Source organism: Vibrio sp. Of14-4 (assembly GCF_022347625.1).
Taxonomy (GTDB): Bacteria; Pseudomonadota; Gammaproteobacteria; order Enterobacterales; family Vibrionaceae; genus Vibrio; species Vibrio pristinus.
Genome location: NZ_JAKRGI010000015.1, coordinates 88,897 through 114,715, shown reverse-complemented (window position 1 = coordinate 114,715; position 25,819 = coordinate 88,897). Strand labels below are relative to the sequence as shown.

Sequence of the window (25,819 nt, the reverse complement as noted above, 5' to 3'; positions counted from 1 at the left end):
TATTGAAGCGGGTATTGCTGACTTCTGGTACAAGTATGTTGGCTTTGACGGCCGCATCATAGGTATGACAACCTTTGGTGAATCAGCACCAGCAGGCGAACTATTTAAGATGTTCGGCTTTACCACTGAAAATGTGGTAAACACAGCCAAAGAATTACTCGACTAATTCTTCTTGCGCTTAACAAAGCCTCGCGATGCGGGGCTTTTTTGAATGAATAACGATACTTTAACCTTTCAATAAAGGTAGAGACTGATGCAATTTATTGATCTTCCTAAAATTGATTTACATTGCCACCTTGATGGCAGTGTGCGCCCAGAAACGATTCTTGATCTTGCCAATCAGCAAGGTATTAGCCTCCCGACTCAAGATATTGAGCAGATACGCGAGCTGATGATCGCACCTGAAACTTGCCCAAACCTTGATGAATACTTAAAGCGTTTTGACTTGCCCCTATCTGTGATGCAAACCGCTGACGCACTCGAGAGAATTTCTTTCGAACTTTATGAAGATGCGGCAAAAGAGAACGTCAAATACCTTGAAGTACGTTTCGGCCCTCTATTACATCTTGAAAGCGGATTAACACTTGAGCAAGTGCTATCAAGCGTTGTCAACGGCATGAAACGCGCAGAATCGCTTTACGATATTAAAGGAAACTACATCCTTTCGATTCTTCGCCATGCACCAAAAGACAGAATCAAAGAAGTATTAGATGTTGGTCAGCCGTATTTAGGCAATGGTATTGCTGCCTTTGATCTCGCCGGTGGAGAAGCCGCTGGATTTTGCGCCGAGTTTGTCCCATATGCCGAGTACGCTAGAGATAAAGGTTATCACGTCACGATTCATGCTGGCGAGCAAGGTGTTGGGCAAAACGTTTATGATGCAATCACCTTACTAAGTGCTGAACGTATTGGTCATGGTATTCACATTACCGGCCATCAAGCTGCCTATGACATGGTCAAAGATCAGCATATCGCTTTAGAAACATGCCCAAGCAGTAACGTTCAGACTAAGGCAGTTACTGCCTTATCTAACCACCCTGCAAAGGTATTTTTAAAAGATGGTATCGCCATTACAATCAATACCGATAATCGCACTGTGTCGAATACGACAATGACGGCAGAAGTGGAAAAAGTCATGCAAGAATTTGCGCTAACACTTGATGATTACTTCAAGATTTACTCATACAGTGTTGAGTCTGCGTTTACTTCTGAGCAGGTTAAACAACACCTACGCAGCTTTATACCTGCGTAGAGCTGTCTAGCCACAATAGCCGATATTTCTCGGCTATTGTTTTTCTTCAAACCGCTGCGCAAGATGATAAAACTCGTTCACTTGATTACGCAGTTCATGGGAATGTTGGTTAACTGATTGAGTTGCTATCAGATTTTTCTCCGCCGCTGACGCAATCGACTGGATATGCAAATTCACATCCTCTGATAATCGGCGCTGCTTCATCGAGGCATCCTCGACCACTTTCATCAAGTTGTCCATCGAATGCATCATAGCTTCAACATCTGATAGACGTTTTGCGCTTTCTTGAGCCACTTCACCACAGGCATTGGTTTGCTCGCGATTTTCAATAATATCTTTCTGCCACTTTTCAATTGTCTCTAACATAGTGCCGATGCTGTCTTTAATTTGCACAGTGGCATTAGCAGTGCGACCTGAAAGCGCTCGAACTTCATCTGAGACAACCGCAAACCCTCTTCCTTGCTCTCCGGCTCTTGCAGCCTCAATTGCTGCGTTAAGTGCCAGTAAATTGGTTTGTTCTGCGATCCCGCCGATTTCTTCCATCATTTGACTGACATTTTGCGCTTGTTCGCTCAGTTGAAAAGTGGCTTGCGTGGCCTGCTCTGCTTGAAGACTTAACTGCTCAAGGTTGGCATGTGTTTTATCTATCGTCTCTTTGGCTAATAAACAAGTATTAAGCGTATCATCGATCAGTTCATGGGCTTCATGAGTGCTGGTTGAAACTTCATTAGCCGTCAATTCCACCTCTTCTGATGCCACTCGCACTTGGCGAATATCACGGGTTTGTTGTTCAAGCGCTTGCGACACCTCATTGGTCGTCGCGCTTAAACTGTCTGATAGACTCAAAAGCGGCTTTGCAGAGTCTGTCATTCGTCCTAAGACTGTGCGAATACGCGCTGAAAGCAACTTAATATGAAAATCCGCAACAGAAAACTGTCCTTGACCAGAGTAAATCAAACGACTGATGCTGTCATAAACTGTTCTTAAATGCTTTAGCTGTCTTGGTGTATCGACAAGCTCTTGTTTAAAGAGCATCAAGCCAGCGAGTGGAAGCAGATTCAAAATCCAGCTAAGCGCGCCTTCAACGGCAAACGTTTTTGCTAGTAGCGGCGCAATGAGGGCACCAAACACAATGACGTAGCGCAGCGCATCGAAACGAGGAAGTAATTGGCGACGTCCTGATTTTTCCGCTTTTCGCAATTTTTTGTATGCCTTATCGGCAACATTTACCCATTCTCTTTTGGGTTTAACCCGAACTGATTGGTAACCAACCATCTCGCCATTATCATAAATGGGCGTCACATAAGCATCTACCCAGTAAAAGCCACCCGATTTGGTCCTATTTTTAACAATACCACGCCACGCCTGACCGTTTTTCAAATGCGCCCACATATCAGCGAATGCCGCTTTGGGCATAGAATCGTGACGGACAATGTTGTGATGCTGCCCAAGCAATTCATCTTGGCTAAATTCTGCAATGCGGCAAAAGGCTTCATTACTATAGGTAATAACACCACTTAAATCGGTAGTGGAAACGAGCTGTTCATTGGTTTCCAATAAGGTTTCATGTTCTTGGGAATGTTGGGTAGCTGCCATAGACTTATTTTTCGAATTATCCATATGAAACACGAAATATAAACAACAAACACAGCTAAGGCAAAGTATTAAATCAGTTTCATTTAACACTTTTTAATTATCATAACTTTCACTGTATATCAGAGCCTTATTGTGGTTTAGGCCTTTTTGAAAAAACCAATGACTAAGTTATGAGAAACTCAAACTCAATGTTAAGATTAGCTATAACTTAGTGCTTTACGGCAACTGAGCGTTATCGTGGGTATCAACCATCACGATTAGCGTTATGCCGCCAGCCATCCCTATTTACAAAGGCCAAATATTCACATGGTTAACAACACAATCCAATGGTTTCCGGGCCACATGCACAAAGCCCGTAAAGAGATCGAAGAAGCCATTCCACAAATTGATGTCATCATCGAAGTATTGGATGCTCGCATTCCATTTAGCAGTGAAAATCCGATGATCTCTGAAATCCGCGCTGGCAAGCCGGTTGTAAAAGTTCTAAACAAGAGAGACCTTGCTGATCCTGAGTTAACTCAATTATGGATAGACCATTTCGAAAAAGAGCAAGATGTCAAAGCGATGGCAATTACCACGTCTAATCCGCAAGAAGTGAATAAGATTTTGGACCTTTGCCGCAAGCTTGCTCCCCATCGCGAAGAAATTGGCAAAAATATTCGCACCATGATCATGGGCATCCCAAATGTGGGCAAATCAACCATCATCAATACGCTTGCAGGCCGAACTATCGCAGTAACGGGAAACCAGCCCGCTGTCACTCGCCGTCAGCAAAGGATCAACTTACAAAATGGTATTGTGCTTTCTGACACGCCGGGGATTTTGTGGCCGAAAGTAGAAAACCCACACAGCGGATTTCGCCTTGCAGCCACAGGCGCAGTAAAAGACACTGCGATGGAATATGAAGAAGTGGCTTTCTATACGGTAGAATACTTAGCCCAAGCCTATCCAGAACGCTTGAAAGAGCGTTACCAAATCGAAGAGTTACCGCAAAGCGACATTGAGTTGATGGAAGAAATTGGTCGTAAGCGCGGCGCATTGCGATCAGGTGGCCGTGTCGATTTGCACAAATGTTCAGAGATTTTGCTCCATGAGCTTCGTAATGGCACCTTGGGGCAAGTCACGCTTGAACGTCCTGAAATGATTACTAAAGAGTTGGTTGAAGTCGAAATCGAAGCAACGCGTAAAGCCGAGCTTAAAGCACAAAAGAAAGAAGAACGTCGTAAACGCTATTTGAAAAACAAGCGCTGATCGAATTCTTGAATAGATTTAGAAATGGACTGACGAACAATTGATATGCAAACACCAACAAACATAATCACAGGCTTTTTAGGTTCAGGTAAAACAACCGCCATACTTAACTTGCTCAAAAACAAGCCTGCCAATGAAAATTGGGCTGTGCTGGTCAATGAATTTGGTGAAATCGGCATTGATGGCGCGATACTCACACAGCAAGGAACGCTCGTAAAACAGGTGCCAGGCGGCTGTATGTGCTGCGCGGCTGGCGTGCCGACTTCTGTCGCTATCACCTCATTGTTACGCAGTAAGCCGGACAGGTTGATCATAGAACCGACAGGATTGGGGCACGCAGACAAGATCCTCGCTACTCTTATGTCTGAACAGTTTCGCGAGCATATTGACTTAAAGGCAACTCTTGCCTTGGTCGACCCGCGTAATCTTTCCAATCCAAAATATCTTTCTAATGATAATTTTATTGAACAGCTCGGTATTGCTGACGTAGTAATAGGAAACAAGGTAGACCTATGTACTACGGAAGACATAAACGCCTTCAATGATTGGATAGCTAAGCAAGACCCGCCAAAGATCAATGCACACCTTGTCAAAGATGGCCAGTTCCCGATTGAAACCCTCGACAACATTAGAGGTAATGTTTCACCTAAGGCGGCTAATTTACATACTCATGACCAAGATATGGCTCCCCCTCTAACACTAGATGCTGGGCAGCATGTTCTTATGCGAGAAAATAGCGGCCAAGGCTATTACAGTTGTGGTTGGCTATTTAGTGAACAGGTGGAATTTTGCTTTGATGAATTGCTGTCAATGTTATCTGATCTATCAGCTGAGCGTATCAAAGGGGTAATGAAAACGGATAAAGGGGTTATGACGCTGAATATCTCTTATGGTGTTGTATCGGTATCAGAAGCGTCAATGTCAGCCAAGGAAAGTCGAATCGAAGTCATCGATAGCCAGCAACTACCTTGGGAGCAACTCGATGCCATCCTTCAGCAGCTCGCTGGCCTTTCATAAACTCTAAACAACAAAAGGCGCACAAATCAGTGCGCCTTGTCCCTCGTGACTCAATCGTGAGCTTGCGAATCAGTGCCTTCATCTTCGACATTCTGATATTAATACGAGGATTTCTGCATATTTGGGTAAAACTTTCCATATTGTGTGCAAGGTTAACTTTCTCTATGCGAATAGTTCAGATTTCCTTGCCCTTTAATTGTGGTTTATATCGCTCAGAGATCAAGAAAACAAGTGTGATCCTCTGCCAACAAAATGAAACTTAATGCATACAATTTTATTACATATTTGAAATTCAAATTTTCATTTTTGATAGATAAAGATTGTCCTTATCAAGCGTATAATCAGCCCACTGATCCCTAACATCCCAAGCAAGAATTTGCTTGAATATCGGGCGCAGCACTGATACTCACTCATAACAGGGACCAAAATACAAATGAACACCAGAGAGAAGATCAAGCAATCCTTTTTATCTAAGGTACCAAAGGATGCGATTAATCAATTTCTCTCGAAAGACAAAACACCTCTCTCTGTTCTCGCCCTTTCTTTGATAGTAGGAATATTATCTGGCCTTGTAGGCACCCTATTTGAGATGGCGGTTCACTTTGTTTCAGACACAAGAACTGATTGGTTAAAACAAGCAATTGGTCGTTTGTTACCGCTTTGGCTCGCAGCAATTCTGATTAGTGCTGCACTCGCTTTTATAGGATATTACTTAGTTCATCGTTTTGCTCCCGAAGCCGCAGGTTCAGGCATACCTGAAATTGAAGGTGCCATGGATGGAATACGACCAGTTCGTTGGTGGCGAGTTCTACCCGTTAAGTTTTTTGGCGGAATGGGCGCATTGGGCTCGGGTATGGTATTGGGTAGAGAAGGCCCTACTGTGCAAATGGGTGGTGCGATTGGCCGTATGGTTACTGACATATTTAAGGTCAAAAATGATGATACACAGCACTCATTACTAGCATCTGGCGCCGCAGGAGGACTGGCCGCCGCCTTTAATGCGCCACTGGCAGGTATTATGTTTGTGGTCGAAGAAATGCGACCTCAGTTTCGTTATTCGCTTATTTCAATCCGCGCCGTTATTATTTCGGCAATTTCTGCCAACATCGTCTTTCGATACATTAATGGGCAGGATGCCGTCATCACTATGCCTCAATATCAACGACCTGAATTGGCAGCGCTATGGCTTTTCTTGTTGCTTGGCGCAATGTTTGGTGTATTTGGTGTCGCATTTAATCGTTTGATCAATCTTTCTCAGGATCTGTTTGTAAAGCTGCACCGAAATGATCGTAAGCGATATTTGATTACAGGCAGCTGTTTGGGCGGTTTTTTCGGTCTTATGCTGCTTTACTTGCCCGAAATAACCGGAGGGGGGATCAGTCTCATCCCTACCATTACCAATGGAGGTTATGGTGCTGGGGTTTTAATCATTCTCTTTATCGCTCGTATTTTAACTACCCTACTTTGCTTTGCTTCTGGTGCGCCAGGTGGCATTTTTGCTCCTATGCTGGCGCTTGGGACGCTATTTGGCTACGCATTTGGTCTTATCGTACAAACTTTGTTTCCAGAGCTTTTAATCTCTCCAGGCATGTTCGCAATTGCAGGTATGGGAGCGCTGTTTGCCGCCACAGTAAGAGCGCCTATCACAGGGATATTATTAGTTATTGAAATGACGAATAATTACTACCTAATTTTGCCTCTTATTATCACGTGTCTTGGCGCTGTCATTGTGGCTCAACTCCTGGGAGGCCAACCTATTTATAGCCAGCTTCTACATCGAACGTTAAAAAATGAAAAATTACGACAAGAAGATCTCCCTTGTGAGAACAAATCATAGTTGCTAATTAAGCAACTGAATTGATATCATTATTAGGCTAATCAGATTTTATTTAGGATTTACGCAGTTGAACTGGCGACGCTTTCTTAAGTTTCATAATGTCCCTCCATCTCAAGCAGCATTGTCGCTGGGCATCATTGGCTTGGGGCATGCTTGGGCGCTGTATATTCCTGAAGTGGGTATTTTTATCCGGCCCTACCTTGCTGCAATCGGTGCCTTATTACTTATTCCGGTATTAATTAGGTACCTGAGTAACTATCGACTATTTTTAAACGATCTGCGTAATCCTCTTAACGGAAGTTTACTTGCGCCCATGAGTATGGCACTGCTGGTACTATGTGATTATTTGGCGGTGATTTCTCCCTTTATCGCCTATCCATTATGGTTTGCTGCATTGTCGCTACACCTTACTATGATGGTTCTGTTCTTCTTTTTCCAAGCTAAAAACTTTAAGCTTGCTAATATTGTGCCGAGTTGGTTTTTGTACCCTGTCGGTCTTATCAGTAGTTCATTAGCTGGCACTAAATTTGGCCACACCGTGTTTTCTGAATCTTTAGTCAATATCTGTATAGCAACCTATTTTGTCATGTTGCCTGTCGTTCTCTACAGACTGATGTTTTTAGGCAGATTGCCAAGAAGAGCGCGGCCGACTCTCGCTATCATGGCGGCGCCAATCAACCTATCACTTGCGGCATACTTGGTAAACTTTCGCCAACCAGATCCCATTCTCACAGGAGCCTTGGCGGGTATAGCCATTACCATGACATTAACCATATACCTATGTTACTTCCGTCTCATTCGGCTTAAGTTCCAGCCCTCTATTGCCGCTGTAACTTTCCCATCCGTAATTAGCGCGATTGCCATGCATCGATTAACCAGCTTTTTCGAGCAATATCATCCACATTGGCATTGGCTACATAAGTTTGGTTTTTTCGAACTGACTATCGCTACAGGTTTGGTCATTTGGGTTACCCTCAGATATATCAAGATGTACTGGCCTGAATTAAAACTTATAAAATCAGCTTGAAGTAATCTGAATTAAACGGAATTCAAACCGGACTTTATAGCTATCTGTGCTGATGATGCGTAGCATATCGGGATCTAGGTTCTTAAGGTGCTTACAATGTTTAATGACAAAGTCCAACTACAAATCATCAATTTAACTCATAGAACAGACCGCAAAGCAGAAAGCATATCTGAATTAAAAAAATGCGGTATTACTATTGATGATGAGTCATTCTTTGAAGCTTACTATAAACCAGAATGTGGTGCGTTAGGCTGCAGCCTGAGCCATGGTAACTTAATTGCCCACTATTTATCTCACTCTTCCAGTCCGTACTTACTAGTACTGGAAGACGACTTTGAAGTCCAAGAATATGACCTGTTTCTCTCAAACTTAGAGAGAATTTTGGATTGCTCTAACGAATGGGATGTGTTTCTTCTCGGGTGTAGTGGTCCGATTCCCATCAGTCTTATCGATGCTGAACAGGGCTTTTCACGGGTAATAAACTCACAGACTTCATCTGGTTATATCGTAAAACGATCATTTGCCGTCAAGCTAATGAGCAATTTTTTCGAGTCCGCATTAGGGCTAGAACATACCTTAACGCTGCCGCCAAAATTAGGTAAATTTGTTAACCACCATTATTGTCTGGATCAGCTTTGGAAAGGGTTACAAACAGAGCATCGTTTTGTCACACGCCTGCCTACTATCATAAAACAGCGCGCAAGCTATTCAGATATTGAAAAAGTCGATGTAGATTACGGCGTTTAAAACGCCGTATTTTTACTAGCCAAGTCTTTGATTACAAGAAGCGCACACTGAGGCAATTTCAGGTATTAAGCCTATGATATACTGCTTGTGACAGCCTCTAGTTAATTGTTATGCGCCAACAAGCGAGATCTTGCTTCCCGATCTTGATGAGTTCACATCCAGCCGCAGCGGCATCTGCTCTTTGAGCTCTGACACGTGAGATATGACGCCAATCATACGCCCAGTTTGCTGAAGCTCTACTAGAATTTGCATAGCCAAATCTAATGACTCAGGATCTAAACTGCCAAAGCCTTCATCGATAAACAAGGTATCAAGTCTTATCCCACCACTGTATGACTGAACAACATCCGACAGACCCAGTGCGAGTGCCAGTGCCGCCATAAAAGATTCTCCACCTGACAATGTGGCTACATCACGCGTTTTACCTGTGTGTCCATCTTCTACCGATAAGTCCAACCCTCGGCCAGCGACACCTTTAAAGCCCTCGGTTTTGCGTACCAGTTGATAACGCCCCTGACTCATCACTCTCAACCTTTGAGAAGCTTGAATCAATACATCATCAAGTAACACACCCAACACAAAGCGATGTAAACTAATTCTACTGCCCGTTTTTCCGCTCGCGACATCGTAAAGTGTGCCATAAACTTTGTATTCGTCATCGAGTTTGCTGTTTTTAGACCGTAATTGGGCAATGTCCGCAGCGACCTTTTCCAAGCGATGGAAAAGCGATTGAGCAGCATCAAGTTCACCTCGACACTTAACGTGTTCTGACTCAAGAAGCGTAACATTAAGTTGCTCTTCTTCTAGATTTGGCCGAGAAGTGTTGGCAAGTTCTTGCTCAATATCATGAATGGTTTGCTCTAGTTTTAACTTGGTCGAACTATATTGCTCTATTTGCTCACGCCATTGTTGTATTTGTTCTGAACTAGAACGGCATTCCAAGAAATGCTCCAATGAGGAAAAGGAAGTGGCCTTTAAAGCACAATCCCACTCTGTCTCAGCCAATTGCGTATTGCTCCGCGCTACAGCCAGTAATTCTTGGTGAGAAGAGATCTGAGACTCAATATTGGAATAGCTTACTGTGGCGTTATGCAGTGAGGCCTGAGCACCTTTTAATGCTACATTAAGCCGCTCAATATTCTGTTGGAGATCTAGGTACACTGCATCAATTTGGGCGATTGATTCATATGAGCCAGAGATTGAGGCACGGAGCTGGTTCAACTGTTTGTTCTGTGCCTCAAGTTTTGCGTCATTGGCTGATATTTCTTCTCGAAGAGCGTTTATTTTCGCCTCGCCGTTTTCACACCTTTGCTTAAGTTCCGCAGCGACACTTTCTAACTTAGGTACATCAATGGCATCAAGTTCATGGTATCTTGCATTTAACTGCAAAAGTTTTTGCTCTGTCGATTCAATATTGAGAACAGCATCATTACCCAATTCAAGTTTGTATGACTGAATCAGTTTTTCCTGCTGCTCACACAAGGAGTGATGACGCTCCAATTCGTTTAGTGCCGTATTAAATTGCTCTAATGCCACCGTTTCAACTTGACGAGCTTGTTGCACATCCTGCTTATATACTTCCTTACCTTCAAATTCAGCTGGGCTCGGGTGCTCACAACTGCCACAAACTGGGCAAGGTTGGTTCGATTTAAGTCGTTTAGCCAGTACCGCTGCCTGAGCACTATGCCAATGCATTTCCAACTTGTCCGCATGTTGGCGTTTCTCTGCTAACTCTTTCTCTAACTGCTGCTTAGTTATACGAATAGCACCGGTTTGGTTGGTAAGCTGTACCTGCTCAGTGAGCAAAGATCTCAACTTACTCAAGTCGGCCAATAAACGCTGGGTTTTCGCTATATCAGCTTCAAGAGAGGCTTTCTCCGCAGTCCCTTTCCTTGCATTATCTAAATTGCGTTCACTTGTCTGTAACTCTTCGAAAAGCTGAGCTTTTAACGCTTGGTACTTTGCCATGGTGTGAACATACTCTTTACCTTGGGATTCAAGCATTTTTAGGTTAGTTTGCTGCGAGTTTATCTCTTTTAGTTTTTCTTTACTTTGCTCTAAATGAAACAGTTGTTCGTTTAATTTGGGTAGTTGCTCTGCGTTTAATATGGCTTTTTGTAATCCTTGCTCACACAAAGTTAAGTGAGTTTGAGCTTGTTGCCTTTCAATATTTAAAGTCGAGACTTTATTTTCGAGCGCTTTCACTTGATTAAGACATGATTGCCAATGTTGATACGGCACATTGAGCTTTTCCGCGCTTACAGCAAGCTCAAGTAACGAAGTCATGTCTATTATTTTATCTTGCTGTTCTAAGTGAAGGTTTAGGCTCTTTTGGCTGTGCTCTCGCTTAGAAAATTGACCAGCAAGCATCTTCGACTGCTCAAGTTTAATTTTCGCTTGATTAAGGCGTTCCAAGCTGGACTGTTCCGCTTGCTTAGCTTTAGCCAGTTGTTGAGTGATGTCTTCGATTTGAATATTCAATTCTTGCTCTGAAGACACTTCAGCAACTTTCAGCGCGCCCTGTATTTGGTTATCAAACTCTTCTTTAGCGGTAACAATAGACGAGGCTTTGTCTTTTAAAGCGAATTCGATTTTTTTGTAGATATCGGTTTGAAACAGCTGACCAAAAATCGCTTCTCTGTCTTTTGAGCTTGCAAGCAATAATTCACGAAATTTTCCTTGCGGTAGCACCATTACCTGACGAAACTGACTTTCATTTAAACCAAGTAGACTAGTCACTTCCACCTTCACTTGAGCCGTTTTGCTGGTAATTAATCGGTCACTTTCGGTGATTTCATAGAGCGACGCTGTATGTTTGCGTGTTGTTGTACCCTCTCCACGCGACTTAGGTACTTGCTGCTCTGGCAGTCGAGTTACGCGGTAACGTTTGTCATGGAGCGAGAACTCAAATGTTATCTCTGTTGGTGTCGAGAGATCGGCCAAATCACACCGCATATGAGTTGCTTGTCTCTCATTGCCTGTCGTCTCTCCATACAAGGCAAAACAAATCGCATCCAAAATTGAGGTTTTACCCGACCCTGTTGCACCATTAATTAAAAAAAGAGGATTGCTGCCTAATAGTCGAAAATCAATAGATTGCGTCGTTGCAAAGGGACCAAAGGCCTGCAGGGTTAACAATAGTGGTTTCATTCGTTTCCCCTGTTATTGACGGCTTAACTGCATGATCAGGTCCGAAATCGCCTCATCTTGCTCGTGGCTTAAATCAACACTCTGCGTTTCTTTAAAAAAGTCACGAAACATATCAACTTCACTGCGTGACAGTGTAGCGGCCGCCAATTCTTTCTCTACACCAATTAACATGCCCGGTTTCTCAATATGTAATACGTTGGGGTATACACAGCGAAGCTTTTCCATCGGGTTTAGAGTGGCGTGAGTATCCATTAAACGAACCAATAAATAGTCATCATGATTAGGATCTTCTTTAGCTTGCTCAATGATATTATTCAGTTCACCTTCGATAATTCGCATCTGATGCGGCGCCTTTAGATCAATGTGTGTCGCTGACTTAAAGCCATTATTATCAAATTCAACTAAGGTCACGCCCTTTTTCTGATGTTGTTCAGAAAAACTGTACTTCATTAGAGAGCCGGAATACCGGATGAACTCTTGACCTTTTTTTTGTGGTTGGTGGAGATGCCCGAGTGCCACATAATCAAAGTCGACAAAATGCTCGTGACTAACTCGCTCTGATCCACCTATACAAAGTGGTCTTTCCGACTCAGATTCTATCGCCCCATCCACAAAACAATGGCTGATCAATACATTTTTCTGTTTTGGGCTAAATCTAGACTTAATTTCATCAGCCAAGAATTTGTGCGCATCATCAAACGTTGAAACGGATTGCTTGAAATAGTGGCGTACCATTTCAGGATCATTATATGGCATGCCGTAAAAGGCCACTTCTCCAACATCTGTATCAATCACAACGGGTCGACACATGTCCTCAAAACTCGATAAGATATGTAGTCCAGCTCCTTTCATTTGCGACGAGCCAAAACCGAGCCTTTGTGCACCATCGTGATTTCCTGGGATAAGAATGATAGGCACTTTAAGTTCATCACAAACCTGACTAACAAAATTATTCATTAGCTCAATTGCAGCAGTTGGCGGAACCGAACGGTCATAAATATCGCCCGCAATAATAAGCGCATCAACTGGGTTTTCTCGCAAATACTCAACTAACTGAGCCAATACCGCCTTTTGGTCATCAAGGAGAGAAACACTGTGAAACTGACGTCCGAGATGCCAGTCAGAGGTGTGAAGAAACTTCATTTTGTTCCTAGATTCATTTAAATAGCTCAGGGCGCATCATATCATCTCGACACGCCAATTCACTAGTAAGGGTTAGGTGATCAGTAAATAGTATGTTTCTTGCAGAATTTAACCGCCTCATCGATCAACTCAAGCACTGGCTTATCACACTCTGGCAATGCCGCATCACTGACACTTATTGGCGTAACACGATTCCCCCATTTTACATGTGCGGCTCCCCAAGTTAACCCTGCGCCAAAAGCTGCCAGCAACATATTGTCATCGGCTTTAATGCGCCCTTGCTCTAGCGCTTCGCATAAGGCAATGGGAATGGTCGCAGCTGATGTGTTGCCATACTTTTGGATGTTGATAAATGCCTTGTCTTGCCCAATACCAGATAAGTCACACAGGGTTTGAATAATACGTATATTCGCCTGATGAGGAATAACCAAGTCTACGTCTTTTGTCGATAACTGGCTTCTTTCTAACACATTATGGGCTGCTGCCCCCATGCCTTTAACGGCTCGCTTAAAGATGTCTTTACCGACGAAATTGAATTCCCAGTATCCATTATCAGCGGCAAAACGGTCCATCGAACTGCCAAATTTAGGCACCGACAGTATGTCTCTACCTTGAGAGTCACAGCCTAGCTGCGCATTTTGTAAACCCACTGCGCTTTCTGATTGACTCAGTACTACTGCCCCTGCACCATCACCAAATAGAACCGCTGTATCTCTCATCGACCAATCAATAAAAAAAGACAGGCGCTCTGCACCAATCACCAAGGCATGACGGTAACTTCCCGATTGCATCATCCTAGTTGCGGTTTCTAAACCATAAAGAAAGCCGGTACACGCTGCGTTTAGATCAAACGCCATTGTCCCTTCCATACCTAAGTTTTGTGACACCTTAGATGCCATATTAGGAATAAGAGAGTCTGGTGAACAGGTTGCGATAATAAGAAGATCGATATCGCTCACTTCCAAACCAGCACATGCGACGGCATGTTTTGCCGCAACCGTGGCAAGCTCTGAAGTATCGACATGACTAATTCTACGATTCTCAATCCCTGTTCTGGTTCGAATCCACTCATCTGAGGTATCAAGAAAAGTGCCTAAATCTTGGTTGGAGAGTATGGAGGGCGGAAGGCACTTACCCCAGCCGGTAATTTCTGCGTATGTTGTAGTCATTCGAAACCTTTATTTTTATTGTGTTAGATAGCCAACATAGTCGGTTGGAATATTTATATTTTCAAAGTATAACGAGCGACTATCTTCTGTGTCACCTCATTGATAAAATCAACGTCACACTTGTGCAGAAAACTAAACGAGAAATAAATAATGCCGACATTTAATACACGCTGCCCTTCTTGCCAGAGTATGAATCGAATCCCAACGGACAGAGTATCTGAAAGCCCTAAATGCGGGAAATGTTCAAGCACACTGCTTGATGGTTTTCCAATAGAAGGAACGGATTCCAACTTCGACGCGATTTTAAACAGTGATCAACCCGTGGTTGTCGATTTCTGGGCCCCGTGGTGTAATCCTTGTGTAGGCTTTGCTCCCATTTTTGCAGATGTTGCACTGGAGTACGCAGAAAAGGTTCGATTTGTAAAAATAGATACTGAAAGCCAAACCAACCTAGCAGCTAGGTATCAAATTCGAAGCATTCCGACAATAATGCTGTTTAAAAATGGTAAAAGAGTCGATTCTTTAAATGGTGCACTGCCTAAAAGTCAATTTAAGCAATGGCTTAGCGAAGCTTTACAGAAGTAAAAATACCCGCCGTCATCCCAAGTAAGGCCATAATGAGTTTAACTGATATGGCCTTGTAATCTGCAAGGTGACCAAAAATCCCCAATGTTTTTGTTATTTGTATCTCATAAGCTATCACCACACACATTGACCTGGCTATTGGCATTATCAACAATTGGTTACAAAACAACCATTGCTTTGATTGTAAAATTGGAGAAAGATACCACCATAGCGATTGACAGGAGGTGGTGTTATGACTTTAGTTCTTACCGTTCTTATTTTCCTGAGCTGTATTGCGATGCTCGCCATTGGTGTGATGTTTTCTCGCAAGCCAATTAAAGGCGGAGGTTGTTGTAAAGCATGCGATGTTACGAATGTGGGGGATTGTCCTGGGCCTAACGACGAATTAAAGGGTAATCACCACAAGCGCTAAATTTAAAACTACCCGAATATAGAGCGTGAGCGTTGACAGTCACTATAGAACTATTCGTTATGCTCTTAGCCACTTGTACATAACATAGCTATCAACTAACCCTAGATGAGCATGCTTATATGCCTTAGGAATTGTGCCTATGATGTGAAAACCTAGCCTCTGCCATAGATTCACCGCGACTTTATTGGTCGATACCACACTGTTAAATTGCATGGCGTCAAAACCAAGTTCTAAAGCGGTTTTCTGCGAATGTTCACACATAAGGCGTGCAATACCCTTACCTCTAGCTTCGCGTGAAACCATGTATCCACAATTACATATATGACTACTTGGCCCCATAGCATTTGACTTAATGTAGTAAGAGCCAAGAACAACATCATTTTCAATAAAAACATAAGCTTTTAATGGGGATTCGCACCATAGAGCGAATGCTTGTTCTAGCGTCATATCTGGGTCAAAGGCATAGGTCTCTTGAGACTGAATTACCGCTGAAAATGTTGGCCAAAATGACTCAAAGTCGGCTTTTGTTATTTCTCTAATCATGAATTTTCTCCGATAATATCACGCCGCATTAAAGTGCGAGCAACGCGGCCTAGCCCTATCTATTGTTTGTCCATCCAGCAGATGCCGATACATCGAGGCGCTTGAAAACAAGACAAACTCTCAGGAGTATAGTGGGGGTTAAAATTATCAAACCAATAGTTAAAGCACCTGATTTATAAATAGTTTTGACGTTTTTGATACGAGTCACATCATCTAATATGTCTAATATTACAACGAGCGAGCAAAAAACGTTCGATTTGTAAAAATAGATACTGAAAGTCAGAGAAACCTAGCATCTAGACACAAGATTAGAAGCATTCCAACAATAATGCTGTTCAAACGTGGGAAAAGAGTCAACCCTTAAAATGCTGTACTGCCTAAAAATCAATATGAGCAATGGCTTATCGCGGATTTCAAGAAGTTAAAAATACCATAATTTATCCTAGAGAGGGTCAAATAAAGTTTAATTTATACGGTCTTTTCTTTGTTTTGAATCATAAAACGCTTCGAAAAAAAATTTTTATCGAAACGACCAAAATTTTTCGTTTTACCCAAAGCACAAATAACCTCATAGTCGCGCCAAATTTATTAACTATGACTTATATTAAGAGGCTACGACATTGGAAAACATTCTTGCTCCTGCAGCAAAAGCTCGCATTTCAACCCCTGTTATTGCGCTGGCTCTTTATGCGGTAGCATCAGGCTATTTAATGAGCCTGATCCCACTGATGCTACCTTACTATGGGCTAGACAGCTCATTAGCGAGTTGGCTAGCAAGTGTGTTTTATGTCGGGCTTTTGCTAGGTGCGATCATTATTGAGCCTATAGTGAGTCGATTGGGCCATAAGTATACACTCGCCCTATGTCTGGCAGTATTTTCCATTACAAGTCTAGTTCTGCCGATCTTGACACATTCATCGGTCTGGTTGGTCGCTCGTCTTGTGGCTGGCTTCTCTGTTGCGGGTATCTTTGTCGTCGTAGAATCTTGGTTACTGCAAGGCTCTCCAAAGGCTAGAGCTAAACGTCTCGGGTTATATATGGCAGCGCTTTATGGTGGCAGCGCAATTGGACAACTGGGGATAAGCTATGTGGGTATCGGTGGGTATTTGCCTTTTCTCATCATTGGCGTCTTGGTTTGCTCATCTATTGCTGTTGTTTTATTTGGACGATGTGATCAGCCTCAGTCCGAGTCCATTGCACATTTAACAGCTAAGCAAATTTTCAAGCTAAATCATGCCGCCATTATTGGCAGCATAGTATCTGGGCTTGTTATAGGCGCTGTTTATGGCATGATGCCACTTGAGCTTGCCGAACAGGGAATTGAAAACTCCGATATAGGCTCGCTGATGGCGCTTATCATACTCGGCGGTATGTTGGTGCAACCCGTAGTGCCTTGGATGTCGAAATATTTAGGTCGTACACTATTGATGGCGTTTTTCTGCCTACTAGGCACTCTAGCGGTTAGCTTAGTTATGTTTGATGACGATCTGCGCTTAATGGCATTAGGGCTATTTTTGCTTGGTATGGCAGCATTTGCTTTGTATCCAATCGCCATCAACCTTGGCTGTGACAATTTAGACGCAGAATACATAGTATCAGCAACTCAAGTCATGTTGTTTAGCTACAGCATAGGCTCAGTATTAGGCCCTGTTATTGCTGACCAGTATATGTCTCAAGAACATACTTTACTGGGATATTTGTTCTCAATTTTGCTTGCAACCTGTTTGTACATGCTTGCTGCAAGCTTAAAGTTCAAAAATCATGTGGTAGCCGGAGAATAAGTTGAACTATCTCCTTCTACTCTAAAATGGAGCAATGATTCATCAGTAAATTTTCGATGAATCATTGCTCAGCAACTCGTGCATTACTCGTTAGCTTTCTTTATTTTCACTTTAAACCCAACAGGTGACATAGTGAAAGCAAATTGCTCAGTAACACTTTCCGGCTTTTGCTGTGGCTCAACGCTAAATTCTTTAAATAATGCATGAAAGGCTAACTTCATTTCCATAATCGCTAATGATCGCCCTGGGCATAGTCTGGAGCCTCCACCAAATGGTTGCAGATTCGAAAAAGAAGCGCCTGTCTTTTCTATCCAACGACTAGGATTAAACGAGCTAGGGTCTTCAAATAACTCAGGGTCAAAACCACTAGCATGAAGCATAGCAAAAATGGCTGTGCCCTCTTTAACCTCTAATCCATCAATATCAGTATCACGGTTAGGCTCTAAATAAAGCTGTGGTGCAACAGGCTTCAAACGCATTGCTTCGTACATGATCGCGGTTACATAAGGTAGCCGTGCAATTGGCCAGTCTAGTACCTTAGTATTACCTGTCTGTTCAAGTTCATTATGCAGAGCAATCTCGCTATCATTATCGTTGCTGACTAAAAATGCCATCCACGCGAGCGTGTTCGCAGTAGTGTCCTCACCAGCTAGCAAGACAGTGATCGCATTCGCGATGATATCTTCATCAGTTAAGGACGCGTCCTGTTGCTGCTCCAATAACATAATTTGCAGCATATTTTCTGGTGAATCTTTAAGATCAGGTTCTTCTCTCAAACGAACACGTTGCTTCCCTATGCATTCGGAGACAAACTGCCTGATCTCGTCTACACTGGCATCAAACTCCTTATCTTTACTGGTTTTAAAAAAACGCCATAAAGGTATAGGAGACTTACATCGTAGATTTACCACAGGGAAAACACGCTGAATACAATCTCTAACTGATGTATCTCCTCTCTCAATCGAGTTGAAATCTTCACCGAAAGCTAAGAGTGAAGTGACGTCCACGGTATACTTTTTAAATTCATTTACTAATTCAATAACCTCTCCAGATTTAGACAAGGCTTCAAAGCGCTTTCGTAAACGTTCTGTAATCATGCGTAAGTGAGGGTAAAAGTGCTTCAGATGACTAGGCTGAAACATTGGTTCTGTCAGCTTTCGATGGTGTTTCCACTTTTCACCTTCAGAAGAGAAGATACCGTTCAGGCCAACTTCATCAAACACACTTTCAATACTTTTTAAACGGCGAAACTCGCTCGGCCGAGATTTTAATATCGACTTAATTTGAACAGGATCAGACAAGACCAAAACATCTTTTAGGCCTAGTTTTAAACGAAACTGAGCGCCGTATTCTTGTATCCACGCCAACATCTGCTGATGTACATTGGTTTTCTTTAAATAGCTAACGTGTCCAAAAATACCCGCTGTGGGTGGCATTGGTAGTTGCCCAACTTTTTGCATCTCAATTTCCTTTGTCTCATCAAGATATTACTAACCTGGCCACAATTATACCCAATACATTCAGTAACAAATTTATAAAAATCATGAAAAAATAATGATAGAAATGCCATTAAATAATTTATCTATTTAGAATAAGACTAGGAATAAAAACTGGATCTATGAGATTTACAGAACGAGCATAAAGGTTGAATTCGGTTTGTTTTGGGGACCTTTGTAAAGTGAGCAATAAGATAAGTTTTCTTGTTATGGGACTTTGTGATGTAAAATCAAGAGGATTATGGCTTTGATGCTGAAGTTAAATGGAGGCGCGTCCCGGAGTCGAACCGAGGTCCACGGATTTGCAATCCGCTGCATAGCCACTCTGCCAACGCGCCTTACATTATGTCTCTTTTCCACAAGGAAAATTTAGATGGTGCCCCGGGCCGGACTTGAACCGGCACAGCGCGAACGCCGAGGGATTTTAAATCCCTTGTGTCTACCAATTCCACCACCAGGGCAACGCAATTATGCGATGGTAACACCATCTCAGCGGGCTGTGCCGCTGGAACGAGGCGTACTTTAACCTATTGTGATGTCAGGTCAACAAAATTTTTATCTTTTTTATTCAGATGGTTAAAAACCCGCCTCGGGAGCGTGTTTGGCAACCAAACGGGGTGAAATTTCGTCAAAGGCGAGAAAGCAAGTTACCGACTCGCCGCCCTAATACTTAAACTGTGAAACTTCCGAGTTTAGCTGCTCAGCTTGAGAAGAAAGGCCTTTCAGTACCTCATCAACATCTTGAACTTGGCTAGACACTTGTGATGACGAGTCCGCAATTGACGTAATACTGCTGGTGATTTTACTTGTTACAGACTGTTGTTCATCAGTCGCAGCAGCTATTTGCACATTCATTTCATTAAGGTCATTCAACATAGTCACTATTTGCTCAAGCATCTGGGCGTTTGTGTCACACGTTTCAACCCCTTTTGATACCGTTTCGTTGGCATTAGTTATACTCGTCGAGACATCACCGGTTTCTTTTTGCAAAGATTCGATTTTCTCTCTGATTTCTTCTGTAGAAGACTGAGTTCTTCCAGCAAGATTACGCACTTCATCAGCCACTACTGCAAAACCTCGGCCCTGCTCACCGGCTCGAGCGGCCTCAATAGCAGCATTGAGTGCTAACAAATTCGTTTGCTCTGCAATTCCTTGTATCACATCCAAAACTTCAGCAATGGAATTACTCTCATTGTCTAGACGGCTAATCGCATCCACAGCTGTTTGCATCTCTTCGTTGAGTTGAGATATCTCTCCTCCCAAGTTTCTACCAACACTGACACCTTGGCTACCAGTGTCGTTTGCATTTTTAACAAACTCGGCTGCTCGGCTGGCGAACTCGGCAACTTCAGAAATTGAACTACCCATCTGATTGATTGCTGCAGCAACAGACTCAGCACGTTCATTCTGATCTGTAACGGCTAAACGCGTACTATGCATGCTACCACTCATACTATGAATATTATTGTTCAGGTCATCTGTTGCTTGGGCGAACTTACGGATGATATCTTGAAGATGAGCAAACAAAGAGTTGAGAGAAACGGCTAATTCGGTCATTTCATCTTTTCCATCCTCATCAAGACGTTCGGTAAGATCATTGTCTTTACTGATGTTTTGGATTTTATTACTTGCCCGACTGATAGGTTTGGCAATACTTCTTCCGAGAAAGTAAGATACGCATACCGCTACAATTACCCCAACCACAATACTGACAACCACTGTGGTAAATTTCGAACGAATCAGTGCTTGTAAATCGGATAAGGCTTCATTTTTATCTATTTCCGTAACAATCGCCCACTTCAGACCTGCCGCATCAAGGGGCGCGTATACAGACAGCACCTCAACTCCCCTTTTCCCCACAACAACGTCTGTACCACTTTGACCCGACAAAGCAGCATTGACACTATCACTACTCACTTTATAGCGGCCAATCGCTGATGATTTTCCCTCGATTTGTTGTATTGTCTCGACTGGAACACCAAGTGTTTTTAGTTCTAAGAAGTATTTTTCCGGCTCTTCGAGTAAAAAGCGAGATTCACTTCTGAGTAACTTATCTGGACCGACTAAATAAGTCTCACCGGTTTGACCCAAGCCTGCATAGCTCCAGTTCTGTCCGAACGTCATAATGCTATTTATTTTATCAACCGGCATTTGAAAAATAAGCACACCTATTGACCGCCCTTCCACAACAATAGGGGTAGCGATGAATGAAGCCGCCGCCTCATATGATGGGAAATAAGGAGCAAAATCTTCTAAGTAATATTGAGAAGGGCTTATATTTAAGGCTTGTTTATATGCCTTGGCGATACCTGTGGATGAATAGGGGCCAGTGTTTAAATTTGTCGCATAATCCAATTCTTTGAAAACTGAATAAACAATATTGCCACTTGTATCGACAAGAAAAATGTCATAGTAACCAAACTCTTCTAAAAAGCCTTTTATACTCGGGTGATACTTTCTATGGACATCATCATACTCAGTGCCCAGAGTATCAGCCATAAGCTGATGCTTTTCACCTAGGGGGTTCGGATTGACGCCAATATACCTCGCCTGTAGGGCTTTCGCTTTGTCAGATAAACTCGACAAAACATTTTGCTCATTGGCCGATTGACCACCATTAGCTCCACGATATGTCTCACCGAAACCCGACGAATAGTAACTTGAAAGTTGGCTAATATCAGAGGGGCTCACGAGCTCTACAGGATATCGTTCAAAGGTATCAGAAAACGCCACCATCGCATCTCTAACACCGATGGAGTTGGCAACTGTCACCATCTGACCTCTGATCTGTTGGAAGTAGTTTTCTATTTCACTTTTTTTGTTCTCACGAATGGAGGTCAATTGACTCATCGCTCTCTGATATAAAGCTTGTTCTGATAAGGTCGACGCTCTCCATCCAACAAATGCACCCGTGGCTACAACCGCCACACTGCATAATAAAGTCGAAGCAATAACTATCTTGGTAGCAATTTTCATAGTAAGCCCTTATGCGGTAGTCCGTCTCCGCTGTTTTTTATGATGGGCCCAGACCAAGTGACGTTAAACATTTCAATGACAATATTATAACTTAACAACCTTGCATTATCTAAGTTTATACATAGTATCTTTAAGCTAGTGCCCAGCGGTTATCTCTTTATTAAACCACGGATACCATACTTTATACTCGTGCTAAACAATGATACCTAACGCCGCTATGACTCTAATTTTTCTACATTACATAACTTTTCTTGGCGTTTTTTACAAAAAAACCAGATAATATTCTATTTTTTTTTGCTTCATCATTAGTGGATCTTTTCGTATCCAGTCTGTGAGCGATAAAAAAACCAGCACTTTCATCTGTTTTTTAAACTTTGTAAGGATTAGTTTACTCTCATCATCCATTCTACAGTAGGCAATTATTTAACAATTTGGTTACACTTAAGCCAACTGATGTCGCCAACATTCAAAACTGGATAAGAACAATATATCAGTACTTAACAACAACTTTATCCGGCTATTCAGAATAGTATTTCAATTTGAGAAAAAACTCAGAATATTTAAAATGGCCACATCAGGAGGATGTTAATCAATTGCTGCCAAAAAATGCAGCACAATAAGGAGCTTGAGATGAACGTTCAGGCATTACCCATGAATCGATTTATCGACCAACATGGCCAAGTCGTCAAACCACTTCCTGAGTGGGCCGATGTTACAACACTGAAAAAGTTCTATCGCGACATGGTAGTCGCACGCACCTACGACAACAAAGCTGTCGCATTACAACGAACCGGAAAGCTAGGTACCTACCCTTCTCATCTTGGCGCCGAAGCCTTTGGTATTGCCATAGGTCACGCAATGAAGCCCCAGGATGTATTCATCCCATACTATCGAGATATGCCTGCTATGTGGGTTCGAGGAATCGGTATGGAAAAAAACCTTCAGTACTGGGGTGGCGATGAGCGAGGCAGTGACTTTACTTTTGAAAATAGTGAAATAGAGTGTCGCGATTTACCTTATTGTGTCCCTATTGCTACTCAGTGTACTCATGCTGTAGGCGTTGCGTCTGCTCTTAAGATTGCTGGAGACCACAACGCAGCACTAGTGACATGCGGTGATGGTGCTACTTCAAAAGGTGATTTCCTTGAATCCATCAACTGTGCTGGGACTTGGAACATACCTCTGGTATTTGTTGTCAATAACAACCAATGGGCGATCTCAGTTCCAAGAGCACTGCAATGTGCTGCTGATTTTCTATCGGAGAAAGCAAAAGGCGCAGGTATCCCTGGTATCACAGTGGATGGTAACGACGTTGTTGCTATGTACGATGCAGTTCAAACCGCTTTGCACAGAGCAAGAAAAGGTAAAGGGGCGACCCTAATTGAAGCCGTCAGTTACCGTCTAAGCGACCATACAACAGCCGACGATGCAACGCGCTATAGAAGTAAAGATGAATTAAACCAAGCTTGGCAATATGAACCAATTAAAAGGCTCAAAACGTATTTGACGGAGCAAGGGCATTGGTCTGAAGAAGACGAGCAAACCCTACTAGAAAGCGCAAAAGTCGAAGTTGAAAAAGCTGTAGAGCGTTATCTGAACCTTCCCCCTCAGGCACCTGAAGCCGCATTTGATTACCTCTATGAGTCGCCTGTTTCAGAGCTAAACAAACAACGTGACGAACTCATAACTAAAGCAATGCGTATGCAGGGAGGCAAACATGTCTGAGATTACACTTGTTGAAGCGGTCAACCTTGCTCTGCACCATGAAATGTCAAAAGACAACAATGTTATAGTGTTAGGCGAAGATGTTGGTGATAACGGCGGCGTATTCAGAGCCACCGTTGGGCTTAAAGATAAATTTGGCTTTAAACGTGTTATTGATACACCATTGGCGGAAGCGCTGATTGGTGGTGTAAGTGTCGGTATGGCAACACAAGGGCTAAGACCTGTTGCTGAGTTCCAATTCCAAGGATTCGTATTTCCAGCTTTAGAACACCTCATTTGTCATGCGGCAAGAATGCGTAATAGAACACGTGGACGATTAACATGCCCTGCCGTGTTCCGAGCACCATTTGGTGGCGGTATTCATGCGCCAGAGCACCACTCAGAAAGCGTTGAAGCAATATTTGCTCACATTCCTGGCTTTAGAGTCGTTATCCCTTCATCGCCTCAGCGTGCATACGGTTTACTTCTTGGCGCAATTCGAAGCAATGATCCTGTGATGTTCTTCGAACCCAAAAGGATCTACCGAACAGTAAAATCGAATGTGATTGATAATGGTGAAGCCCTACCTATAGATACATGTTTTACACTGCGAAAAGGTAGAGACCTCACACTTGTTACTTGGGGAGCATCTGTTGTCGAATCGTTGCAAGCGGCTCAACGACTATCAGAACAAGGCATAGAGGCAGAAGTAATTGATTTAGCAAGTATAAAGCCGATTGATATGGACACTATCTTCAAATCACTCAGCAAAACTGGGCGTTTGCTCGTCGTTCATGAAGCAAGTAGAAGCTGTGGTGTTGGCGCCGAAATCATTACACGTGTTGCCGAACAGTCTATGTGCAAGCTGAAAGCGCCACCGAAACGAGTGACAGGTATGGATACGGTAATGCCATATTACCGAAATGAAGATTATTTTATGATTCAAGAAGAAGACATTGTTATTGCAGCGAAAGAACTCATGGAGGATTGGAAATGAGATCGTTTTTACTACCAGATCTTGGTGAAGGACTTGCCGAGTCAGAAATTGTGCAATGGCATGTTAATGTAGGAGATATGGTCAAGTTAGACCAAATTATTTTGACGGTTGAGACAGCCAAAGCTGTGGTCGATGTTCCCGCTCCATATAGTGGTAAAATAGTTAGCCGCCATGGCGAAGAAGGTGATGTGATCAACATTGGTAGCCTTTTACTAGAAATCGAAGAAGAAGGTGCTACTGAAAGCAGTAAGGAGAAACAAAAAGACGCTGCAACCGTTGTAGGTAACGTTTCTAATCAAACCCATAAAGTCGATGTTGATGATTTTTGGATCGGTGCCTCTCGCAATACTGATGATGACTCACCGATCACCGCTATGCCCTCTGCAAGGCTTCTGGCTAAGAAGTTAGGAGTCGATTTACTTAAAATTAAAGGCAGCGGACACGACGGCATGATCACCGACGCCGATATCTATGAAGAGGCTGGAAAACAGCAGCCCGGAACTGAGGTGCTTAAAGGTGCTCGCCGAACCATGGTTGGCACCATGTCTGAGTCTCATCATAATGTGGCATCTGTAACTATTACGGAAGAAGCACTTTTAGAAAATTGGGTGAGGGGTGAAGATATTTCGGGACGTTTGATTCAGGCTGTCGTTCATGCCTGTCAAAAAGAGCCTGCTCTTAATGCATGGTTTGATGCTGAAACAATGACGCGTTGTGTACACAGCGCAGTGAATATTGGCATCGCTGTAGACAGTAGTCACGGGCTGTATGTTCCTGTGCTTCGCAACGCACACGAAGTGAAAACAGCCGATATTCGCTCATGGCTTAATGACACCGTCGCTGGAATACGTGACCGTAAAATCGGCCGTGAACAGTTACAGCACGCAACCATTACCCTATCTAACTTTGGTGCAATAGCAGGGCTATATGCCACTCCTGTCGTATCTCCCCCTCAGGTGGCTATCGTTGGTGCAGGACGCATCATAGAAAAGGTGGTGATGAGAAACAATGAGGCTGTTGCAGTGAAAGCGATGCCACTATCAGTGACTTTTGATCACAGGGCTTGTACTGGTGGTGAAGCAGCACGCTTTACTAAATTCATGGTCGAACATTTGGAAATGAAGCTTAAATAACAT

19 protein-coding genes, 2 tRNA genes and 1 pseudogene are annotated in these 25,819 nt (G+C 43.0%); 13 read left to right on the top strand and 9 right to left on the bottom strand.

The window, feature by feature from the left end; translation table 11 throughout:
- Positions 1-253: 253 nt before the first annotated feature.
- Positions 254-1,252, top strand: coding sequence for an adenosine deaminase (gene add, locus MHN79_RS15125; RefSeq protein WP_239173560.1), 999 nt, complete (start codon positions 254-256; stop codon positions 1,250-1,252).
- A 33-nt stretch (positions 1,253-1,285) separates the two neighbouring features.
- Here add and MHN79_RS15120 read toward each other — a convergent pair whose 3' ends face one another.
- Positions 1,286-2,848, bottom strand: coding sequence for a PAS domain-containing methyl-accepting chemotaxis protein (locus MHN79_RS15120; RefSeq protein WP_239173565.1), 1,563 nt, complete (start codon positions 2,846-2,848; stop codon positions 1,286-1,288).
- A 306-nt stretch (positions 2,849-3,154) separates the two neighbouring features.
- Here MHN79_RS15120 and ylqF point away from each other — a divergent pair, with 306 nt between their 5' ends.
- The 5 genes from ylqF to MHN79_RS15095 all read left to right on the top strand — a co-directional run bounded on the left by ylqF (position 3,155) and on the right by MHN79_RS15095 (position 8,727).
- A complete protein-coding gene (ylqF, locus tag MHN79_RS15115) occupies positions 3,155-4,099 on the top strand; it encodes a ribosome biogenesis GTPase YlqF (protein ID WP_114786429.1) in 945 nt (314 codons plus the stop codon).
- A 45-nt stretch (positions 4,100-4,144) separates the two neighbouring features.
- On the top strand, positions 4,145-5,116 hold the full coding sequence (locus MHN79_RS15110; RefSeq protein WP_239173559.1) for a GTP-binding protein: 972 nt from the start codon (positions 4,145-4,147) through the stop codon (positions 5,114-5,116).
- 433 nt (positions 5,117-5,549) lie between these two features.
- Positions 5,550-6,953 carry a H(+)/Cl(-) exchange transporter ClcA gene (gene clcA / locus MHN79_RS15105; protein ID WP_239173558.1) on the top strand — a complete coding sequence of 468 codons (1,404 nt, stop codon included), beginning with the start codon at positions 5,550-5,552 and terminating at the stop codon, positions 6,951-6,953.
- 67 nt (positions 6,954-7,020) lie between these two features.
- A complete protein-coding gene (locus MHN79_RS15100) occupies positions 7,021-7,980 on the top strand; it encodes a TDT family transporter (protein WP_239173557.1) in 960 nt (319 codons plus the stop codon).
- 96 nt (positions 7,981-8,076) lie between these two features.
- Positions 8,077-8,727: a hypothetical protein gene (locus tag MHN79_RS15095; RefSeq protein ID WP_239173556.1), complete on the top strand. Its 651-nt coding sequence runs from the start codon at positions 8,077-8,079 to the stop codon at positions 8,725-8,727.
- 108 nt (positions 8,728-8,835) lie between these two features.
- On the opposite strand, the gene MHN79_RS15090 is transcribed toward MHN79_RS15095, so the two are convergent.
- The 3 genes from MHN79_RS15090 to MHN79_RS15080 form a co-directional block, all read right to left on the bottom strand.
- On the bottom strand, positions 8,836-11,877 hold the full coding sequence (locus MHN79_RS15090; protein WP_239173555.1) for an SMC family ATPase: 3,042 nt from the start codon (positions 11,875-11,877) through the stop codon (positions 8,836-8,838).
- 12 nt (positions 11,878-11,889) lie between these two features.
- The gene (locus MHN79_RS15085; RefSeq protein ID WP_239173554.1) at positions 11,890-13,020 is read right to left on the bottom strand and encodes an exonuclease SbcCD subunit D; all 1,131 of its coding nucleotides are present in this window, start codon (positions 13,018-13,020) and stop codon (positions 11,890-11,892) included.
- A gap of 80 nt (positions 13,021-13,100) precedes the next feature.
- Entirely contained in the window at positions 13,101-14,189 is a 1,089-nt protein-coding gene (locus MHN79_RS15080) for a ketoacyl-ACP synthase III (protein ID WP_239173553.1), read from the bottom strand.
- A gap of 150 nt (positions 14,190-14,339) precedes the next feature.
- Here MHN79_RS15080 and trxC point away from each other — a divergent pair, with 150 nt between their 5' ends.
- Together trxC and MHN79_RS15070 are read left to right on the top strand one after the other, a co-directional pair.
- On the top strand, positions 14,340-14,774 hold the full coding sequence (gene trxC, locus MHN79_RS15075; RefSeq protein ID WP_239173552.1) for a thioredoxin TrxC: 435 nt from the start codon (positions 14,340-14,342) through the stop codon (positions 14,772-14,774).
- Positions 14,775-15,006: 232 nt separating this feature from the next.
- Entirely contained in the window at positions 15,007-15,186 is a 180-nt protein-coding gene (locus tag MHN79_RS15070) for a hypothetical protein (RefSeq protein WP_239173551.1), read from the top strand.
- Between the two features lie 57 nt (positions 15,187-15,243).
- Here the strand turns inward: MHN79_RS15070 and MHN79_RS15065 are convergent, their stop codons facing one another.
- A complete protein-coding gene (locus MHN79_RS15065; protein ID WP_239173550.1) occupies positions 15,244-15,729 on the bottom strand; it encodes a GNAT family N-acetyltransferase in 486 nt (161 codons plus the stop codon).
- Between the two features lie 235 nt (positions 15,730-15,964).
- Between MHN79_RS15065 and MHN79_RS15060 the strand changes: the two are divergent.
- Positions 15,965-16,093, top strand: a pseudogene (locus MHN79_RS15060) (thioredoxin domain-containing protein); the annotation flags it as partial.
- 256 nt (positions 16,094-16,349) lie between these two features.
- The gene (locus MHN79_RS15055) at positions 16,350-17,510 is read left to right on the top strand and encodes an MFS transporter (protein ID WP_239173549.1); all 1,161 of its coding nucleotides are present in this window, start codon (positions 16,350-16,352) and stop codon (positions 17,508-17,510) included.
- 83 nt (positions 17,511-17,593) lie between these two features.
- Here MHN79_RS15055 and MHN79_RS15050 read toward each other — a convergent pair whose 3' ends face one another.
- The 4 genes from MHN79_RS15050 to MHN79_RS15035 all read right to left on the bottom strand — a co-directional run bounded on the left by MHN79_RS15050 (position 17,594) and on the right by MHN79_RS15035 (position 21,982).
- Positions 17,594-18,970: a cytochrome P450 gene (locus tag MHN79_RS15050; protein WP_239173548.1), complete on the bottom strand. Its 1,377-nt coding sequence runs from the start codon at positions 18,968-18,970 to the stop codon at positions 17,594-17,596.
- A 300-nt stretch (positions 18,971-19,270) separates the two neighbouring features.
- Positions 19,271-19,344, bottom strand: a tRNA-Cys gene (locus tag MHN79_RS15045).
- A gap of 36 nt (positions 19,345-19,380) precedes the next feature.
- Positions 19,381-19,467 (bottom strand) — tRNA-Leu (locus MHN79_RS15040).
- Positions 19,468-19,669: 202 nt separating this feature from the next.
- The gene (locus MHN79_RS15035) at positions 19,670-21,982 is read right to left on the bottom strand and encodes a methyl-accepting chemotaxis protein (protein ID WP_239173547.1); all 2,313 of its coding nucleotides are present in this window, start codon (positions 21,980-21,982) and stop codon (positions 19,670-19,672) included.
- Positions 21,983-22,612: 630 nt separating this feature from the next.
- Between MHN79_RS15035 and pdhA the strand changes: the two genes are divergently transcribed.
- The 3 genes from pdhA to MHN79_RS15020 are packed head-to-tail and all read left to right on the top strand — an operon-like array spanning position 22,613 to position 25,816.
- A complete protein-coding gene (gene pdhA / locus MHN79_RS15030) occupies positions 22,613-23,707 on the top strand; it encodes a pyruvate dehydrogenase (acetyl-transferring) E1 component subunit alpha (protein ID WP_160930943.1) in 1,095 nt (364 codons plus the stop codon).
- Positions 23,700-24,683 (top strand): alpha-ketoacid dehydrogenase subunit beta, encoded by a 984-nt coding sequence (locus MHN79_RS15025; RefSeq protein WP_160930941.1) that lies wholly within the window; start codon positions 23,700-23,702, stop codon positions 24,681-24,683. The genes pdhA and MHN79_RS15025 overlap by 8 nt, the downstream gene beginning before the upstream one ends.
- Positions 24,680-25,816, top strand: a complete 1,137-nt coding sequence (locus tag MHN79_RS15020; RefSeq protein WP_239173546.1) for a dihydrolipoamide acetyltransferase family protein — start codon at positions 24,680-24,682, stop codon at positions 25,814-25,816. Before MHN79_RS15025 ends, MHN79_RS15020 begins: the two co-directional genes overlap by 4 nt.
- The last annotated feature ends 3 nt before the right edge of the window (positions 25,817-25,819 follow it).

Excerpts from the sequence above, each read along its gene's own strand:
- MHN79_RS15025 (WP_160930941.1), top strand. The coding sequence starts at position 23,700 with ATGTCTGAGATTACACTTGTTGAAGCGGTCAACCTTGCTCTGCACCAT.
- MHN79_RS15020 (WP_239173546.1), top strand. The coding sequence starts at position 24,680 with ATGAGATCGTTTTTACTACCAGATCTTGGTGAAGGACTTGCCGAGTCA.
- clcA (WP_239173558.1), top strand. The coding sequence starts at position 5,550 with ATGAACACCAGAGAGAAGATCAAGCAATCCTTTTTATCTAAGGTACCA.
- MHN79_RS15050 (WP_239173548.1), bottom strand. The coding sequence starts at position 18,970 with ATGCAAAAAGTTGGGCAACTACCAATGCCACCCACAGCGGGTATTTTT.
- MHN79_RS15070 (WP_239173551.1), top strand. The coding sequence starts at position 15,007 with ATGACTTTAGTTCTTACCGTTCTTATTTTCCTGAGCTGTATTGCGATG.
- MHN79_RS15120 (WP_239173565.1), bottom strand. The coding sequence starts at position 2,848 with ATGGCAGCTACCCAACATTCCCAAGAACATGAAACCTTATTGGAAACC.
- MHN79_RS15080 (WP_239173553.1), bottom strand. The coding sequence starts at position 14,189 with ATGACTACAACATACGCAGAAATTACCGGCTGGGGTAAGTGCCTTCCG.
- MHN79_RS15035 (WP_239173547.1), bottom strand. The coding sequence starts at position 21,982 with ATGAAAATTGCTACCAAGATAGTTATTGCTTCGACTTTATTATGCAGT.
- MHN79_RS15110 (WP_239173559.1), top strand. The coding sequence starts at position 4,145 with ATGCAAACACCAACAAACATAATCACAGGCTTTTTAGGTTCAGGTAAA.
- pdhA (WP_160930943.1), top strand. The coding sequence starts at position 22,613 with ATGAACGTTCAGGCATTACCCATGAATCGATTTATCGACCAACATGGC.
- MHN79_RS15085 (WP_239173554.1), bottom strand. The coding sequence starts at position 13,020 with ATGAAGTTTCTTCACACCTCTGACTGGCATCTCGGACGTCAGTTTCAC.
- MHN79_RS15095 (WP_239173556.1), top strand. The coding sequence starts at position 8,077 with ATGTTTAATGACAAAGTCCAACTACAAATCATCAATTTAACTCATAGA.
- MHN79_RS15065 (WP_239173550.1), bottom strand. The coding sequence starts at position 15,729 with ATGATTAGAGAAATAACAAAAGCCGACTTTGAGTCATTTTGGCCAACA.
- ylqF (WP_114786429.1), top strand. The coding sequence starts at position 3,155 with ATGGTTAACAACACAATCCAATGGTTTCCGGGCCACATGCACAAAGCC.
- trxC (WP_239173552.1), top strand. The coding sequence starts at position 14,340 with ATGCCGACATTTAATACACGCTGCCCTTCTTGCCAGAGTATGAATCGA.
- MHN79_RS15090 (WP_239173555.1), bottom strand. The coding sequence starts at position 11,877 with ATGAAACCACTATTGTTAACCCTGCAGGCCTTTGGTCCCTTTGCAACG.
- add (WP_239173560.1), top strand. The coding sequence starts at position 254 with ATGCAATTTATTGATCTTCCTAAAATTGATTTACATTGCCACCTTGAT.